The organism is Paucibacter sp. XJ19-41 (assembly GCF_028462495.1).
In the GTDB taxonomy this organism is placed as follows: domain Bacteria; phylum Pseudomonadota; class Gammaproteobacteria; order Burkholderiales; family Burkholderiaceae_C; genus Roseateles_E.
The window spans coordinates 1-5,169 of sequence record NZ_JAQOWX010000201.1 but is presented as its reverse complement, the minus strand read 5'-3'; the positions used below and the strand labels follow the sequence as shown (position 1 = coordinate 5,169).

The window sequence follows — 5,169 nt, the reverse complement described above, 5'->3', positions numbered from 1 at the left end:
GGGGCGCGGGCCTGTGGCTGCAGCGCGGCGGTGGCGTGGCGCTGCTGCTGTGCGCGCCGCTGGTGCTGCTGACCTGAGCGGCCCGGGCGGCCCGCTTGCTCCCTTACTTCATGCCGGGCGGCATCATGCCGCCCAGGCCCTTCATGCCGCCCATCTTCTTCATCATCTTCATCAGGCCGCCACCCTTCATCTTCTTCATCATGCCCTGCATCTGGTCGAACTGATTCAAGAGGCGGTTGACCTCCTGGATCTGCACACCGGCGCCGGTGGCGATGCGGCGCTTGCGACTGGCCTTGCTCTTGCCTTCCATCAGTAGATTCGGATGGGCGCGCTCCTTGGCCGTCATTGAGTTGAGGATGCCCTCCATGCGCTTCATATCGCGCTCGGCCTTGTCCATATCGCCCTGGCCGGCCTTGGCGGCCATCTGGGCCGGCAGCTTGTCCATCAAGCTGGACAGGCCGCCCATCTTCTTCATCTGCGAGATCTGAGCCAGGAAGTCGTTCAGGTCGAAGCCGTCGCCACTCTTGAGCTTGTTGGCCAGCTTCTCGGCCGCCGCCATGTCGACGCCCTTGGTGACCTCCTCGACCAGGGCGACGATATCGCCCATGCCGAGCACGCGCCCGGCATGGCGCTCGGCGTCGAAGACCTCCAGCCCGTCGATCTTCTCGGACACGCCGGCAAACTTGATCGGCGCGCCGGTGATTTGGCGCACCGACAGCGCGGCGCCGCCGCGCGAGTCGCCGTCCAGCTTGGTCAGCACGACGCCGGTCAGTGGCAGCGCATCCTTGAAGGCTTTGGCGGTGTTGATCGCATCCTGACCCTGCATCGCATCGACGACGAACAGCGTCTCGACCGGGTTCAGCACCGCGTGCAGATCCTTGATCTCGGCCATCAAGGCTTCGTCGATCGCCAGGCGACCGGCGGTGTCGACCAGCAGTACCTCGAAATGATGCTTCTTCGCATAGTCGATCGCGGCCAGCGCGATGTCATGCGGCTTCTGATCCGGGGTCGATGGGAACCATTCGGCGCCGGCCTGCGTGGTGACGGTCTTCAGCTGCTCGATTGCAGCCGGGCGGTAGACGTCGGCCGAGACCGTCAGCACCTTCTTCTTGCGCTTCTCGATCAGGTGCTTGGCCAGCTTGGCCGTGGTCGTGGTCTTGCCGGCGCCCTGCAGACCGGCCATCAGGATCACGGCCGGAGGCTGGGCGGCGAGGTTGATGTCGGCGATGCCCTCGCCCATCGTCGCGATCAGCTCTTTGTGCACCACCGAGACCAGCACCTGGCCGGGGTTCAGCGAGCCCACGACCTCCTGGCCCAGCGCCTTGTCCTTGACCCGGGCGATGAAGTCGCGCACCACCGGCAGCGCCACATCGGCCTCCAGCAGGGCCATGCGCACTTCGCGCAGCATCTCCTGGACATTCGTTTCGGTGATGCGGGCCTGGCCGCGCATCGTTTTCACGAGCTGGCTCAGGCGGTTGGTCAGATTGGAGGCCATCAAGGTTCGCACCGACCGGCAAGGCGGGCGCGCAAAAGTACACTGTGGCCATGATTTTATCGTTTGCGTCCGAAGGGCTGCCCGCCATGCTGTTGAGCCTCAGCAGTCTGGCCGCCTTGCTGGCCTATGCGGTGGCTGCCGGCATGCGGGAATCGGCGGGGGCGGGCGCCGGCCGCCTGCGTGCCGTGCTGTTGCTGGCCTGGCTCTTCCATCTGGTGGCCCTGGTACTGGACATCGCCGGCTTCGGCTTGGCAAGACCTGGCGCTCGCTTCGGATTTGCGCCGGCGCTGTCGATGACGATGTGGCTGGTGCTGGCGGTCTATCTGGTCGAAAGCCGCTTTGTGCCACTGCCGGGTGCGCGGCGCGTGCTGGCCGCTCTGGCGGCGCTGACCGTGCTGCTGGCCTGGTGTTTTCCGGGCGAGAGCCGCCCGCTGGCCGCCTCGCCCTGGGCGCCGCTGCACTGGGTGCTGGGCCTGGCCTCCTATGGTCTTTTCGGCGTGGCGGTGCTGCATGCGGTGATGCTGAACCGCGCCGAGCGGCAGATGCGGCTGAAGTCCGCACAGGGGCCGGCGACTCTGGGCATGCCGCTGCTGCGGCTGGAGCGGCTGACCTTTCAGTTCGTCGGCTCCGGTGTCGTCGTGCTGTCGCTGGCCTTGCTGCTGGGCTGGTGGTTCACGCCGCAATGGCATTGGGACCACAAGAATCTGTTGTCCATGCTGGGCTGGCTGGTACTGACCGGGCTGCTGACCGGCCGGCGCGTGTTCGGCTGGCGCGGCCGGCGCGCGACGCGCTGGCACTATTTCGGTGCGGCCCTGCCGCTGCTGGCCTACGCCGGCACCCGTTTCGTGTTGGAGGTGCTGCTGCAACGCGGCGCGGGCTATTGATATGAAGTACCTGCTGATCATCCTTGTCATCGGTCTGGTGTTCTTCATGCTGGGCTTCAAGCGCAGCCGTCCCGGAGTGAAGCCACCTGCGCCACCGCCGGCGCCACCCGCGCCACCGGCCGTGCCGCAGCACATCGTCAGCTGTGCCCATTGCGGACTGCACCTGCCGCAGTCCGAGGCCCTGCCCGGGCTCGGCGGGGTGTTCTGCAGCGCCGCCCACCGGGCGGCCCATGAGGCCGGCAAGGCTCCATGAGCGAGTCGCGGTCGAGCCGGGATCGCCGCGGATCCGACCGCCGACGTGGTGACCGCCGCCGCAGCGAGCGACGCGGACCGGCCGCCGACGGACGCGACCAATCCTGGTTCGGCCCGCCACATGAGGGTGACGGTGAAGGGGCCGCTGGCGTGGACTCGGCCGGCACCGCCGATGCCGCCGACTCACAGTTCTTCTTTCAGCAGGCGCGCCGACTCGCGCACGCCGGCGGCAGCGCCTTCCAGCGCTTGTACCGTGCCTTTCTGGCGGCGCGCGCGGCGCTGGGCCTGGCCCTGGTCGGCGCGCAGGCGTTGGCGGCGCTGCTGGGCTCGACGACCCCGATCTGGACTCTGGCGCTCAGCGGGGTCTATGCGCTTGAGGCGGTAGCGCTGTGGCTGCTGCCGCGCCTGCAGCGGGGGGCCTCGGCGCAGTCGCTGGCCNGGTCGGCGCGCAGGCGTTGGCGGCGCTGCTGGGCTCGACGACCCCGATCTGGACTCTGGCGCTCAGCGGGGTCTATGCGCTTGAGGCGGTAGCGCTGTGGCTGCTGCCGCGCCTGCAGCGGGGGGCCTCGGCGCAGTCGCTGGCCAGGCTCAGCAGCCCGCGCTGGTGGCTCAGCATCGGCCTGGACCTGGGCCTGTTCGGTCTGTTGCTGGCGCTGGACCGGAGCGCCGGGGTCAGCTATGGCGCGCTGTTCGTGCTGCCGGTGCTGATGGCCGGCGTGCTGACGCCGCGTCTGCTGGCGCTGGCCACCGCTGCGATGGCGGCGCTGATGACCCTGGGCGTGGCCTGGTGGTCGGTGCTGCAGGGGGCCGATCCGGGTCTGCGCATGACGCAGGCCGGCCTGGTCGGCGTCGGTTTCTTCGTGATCGGACTGCTGGCCAGCGAGCTGGCCAGCCGGCTGGCGCGCGAGGAGCGCGCCGCGCGAGGCAGCATGGAGCTGGCGCGCCAGCAGGCTCAACTGAACCGGCTGGTGATCGACGAGATGGCCGAGGGCGTGCTGGTGGTGGACAGGCGCGGCCATGTGCGCGCCGCCAACCCGGCCGCGCGCGGCCTGCTGGCCGAACAGCAGATGGTGCGTACCGCGCCCTTCCAGCTGCGCGGCGTGCCGGCCTGGGAGCCGCTGGTGGCGGCGGTGGAGCAGGCCTTCTCGGCCGGCGGCTGGCCGGAGGAGGGGCGCGATGTGGCGCTGGTGTTCAATGCGGCCGAGCGGCGCGCCTTGCGCCTGCGCATGCGCTTCACGCGCCGGCGCGAGGTGCATGGCACTGAGGACTTGTGCGTGCTCTTCGTCGAGGATGTGCGCAATCTGCTGGCACGCAGCCGCCAGGAGAAGCTGGCCGCGATGGGCCGAATCTCGGCCGGCATCGCCCACGAGATCCGCAACCCGCTGGCCGCCATCGATCAGGCCAATGCGCTGCTGGCCGAGGATTGTGCCGACCCGCAGTCGCAGCGCCTGACGGCGATGGTCAGCTCCAATGTCCAGCGCCTCAAGCGCATCGTCGACGATGTGATGGAGGTGGCGCCCGGCGTGCCGCCGCAGCCGGTGCCGGTGGACGCCAGTGCGCTGGTCAGCGAGGCCTGTCTGGACTGGGCCCGCACCAACAAGCTGCCGGCGGGCCCGGACAGCCCTCTGGGCCTGAGCCTGCCGGCCCATGCGCTGCGCATCAGCTTCGAGCCCGAGCATCTGCGCCGCGTGCTGATCAATCTGCTGGACAACGCGCTGCGCCATGCGACACCGGGCCCGCGCAGCGTGCAGGTCAGCCTGCGCGCGCAGTCTGAGCAATGGGTTAGCCTGGGGGTGTTCAGCGCAGGCGAGCTGATCGCGCCCGAGGTCGAGCGCCATCTGTTCGAGCCCTTTTTCTCGACGCGTAGCCGGGGTTCGGGCCTGGGCTTGTATATTTGCCGCGAGTTGTGCGAGCGCTATGGCGGGCGCATCGATTACCGCAGCCAGCGCTCGGCCGCACTGGGCGGCAATGAATTCGTCGTGACCCTGCGTCGTCTGCCGGCCGACGCGCCTCTTGCCCCGGCTTCTTCCTGATGAGCTCTGCCAATCCCGCTTTCAGCCTGCTGGTCGTCGATGACGAGCCGGATCTGCGCACGCTCTACGAACTGACCCTGCTGCGCGAGGGCTATGAACTGGAGACCGCCGGCACGGTGGAGGAGGCGCTGGCGCGGCTGCAGCAGCGCCGCTACAGCGCCGTCATCACCGACATGCGCCTGCCCGATGGCAGCGGCCTGGATGTGCTGGCCTGGCTGGAGCAGCAGGGCCGGCCGGAAAAAGCCCTGGTGATCACCGCCTATGGCTCGGCCGAGAACGCGGTCGAGGCGCTGAAGGCCGGTGCTTATGACTACCTGACCAAGCCGGTCGATCTGCGCCAGTTCCGCAGCGTCGTCGCCTCGGCGCTGGGGCGACTGCCGCAAAGCCAGCCCTCGGTGGTGCCGACGCAGCTGCCGTCGGAGCGGCAGTCGGTGGCCGAGCTGCCCAGGCCGGCGAAGGTCGAGGCGCGCGTGTCGACAGCCGCCGCATCGCGCGCGCGCGTCGA

The 5,169-nt window shown here is 69.2% G+C and carries 5 protein-coding genes; 4 read left to right on the top strand and 1 reads right to left on the bottom strand.

The genetic code is table 11. The annotated features are described in order from the left end of the window. Positions 1-103: 103 nt before the first annotated feature. The gene (ffh, locus tag PO768_RS27740; RefSeq protein ID WP_272648638.1) at positions 104-1,495 is read right to left on the bottom strand and encodes a signal recognition particle protein; all 1,392 of its coding nucleotides are present in this window, start codon (positions 1,493-1,495) and stop codon (positions 104-106) included. An 86-nt stretch (positions 1,496-1,581) separates the two neighbouring features. On the opposite strand from ffh, the gene PO768_RS27735 reads away from it, so the two are divergent. From PO768_RS27735 to PO768_RS27720, 4 genes are all read left to right on the top strand, one after another. Continuing rightward, positions 1,582-2,379 carry a cytochrome C assembly family protein gene (locus PO768_RS27735; protein ID WP_272648637.1) on the top strand — a complete coding sequence of 266 codons (798 nt, stop codon included), beginning with the start codon at positions 1,582-1,584 and terminating at the stop codon, positions 2,377-2,379. Between the two features lies 1 nt (position 2,380). After that, positions 2,381-2,632: a PP0621 family protein gene (locus tag PO768_RS27730; protein WP_272648636.1), complete on the top strand. Its 252-nt coding sequence runs from the start codon at positions 2,381-2,383 to the stop codon at positions 2,630-2,632. 454 nt (positions 2,633-3,086) lie between these two features. Beyond that, a complete protein-coding gene (locus PO768_RS27725; RefSeq protein ID WP_272648635.1) occupies positions 3,087-4,664 on the top strand; it encodes a sensor histidine kinase in 1,578 nt (525 codons plus the stop codon). Next, positions 4,664-5,169: response regulator (locus PO768_RS27720; RefSeq protein ID WP_272648634.1), on the top strand; the 506-nt coding region annotated here is incomplete at its 3' end. The genes PO768_RS27725 and PO768_RS27720, both read left to right, overlap by 1 nt.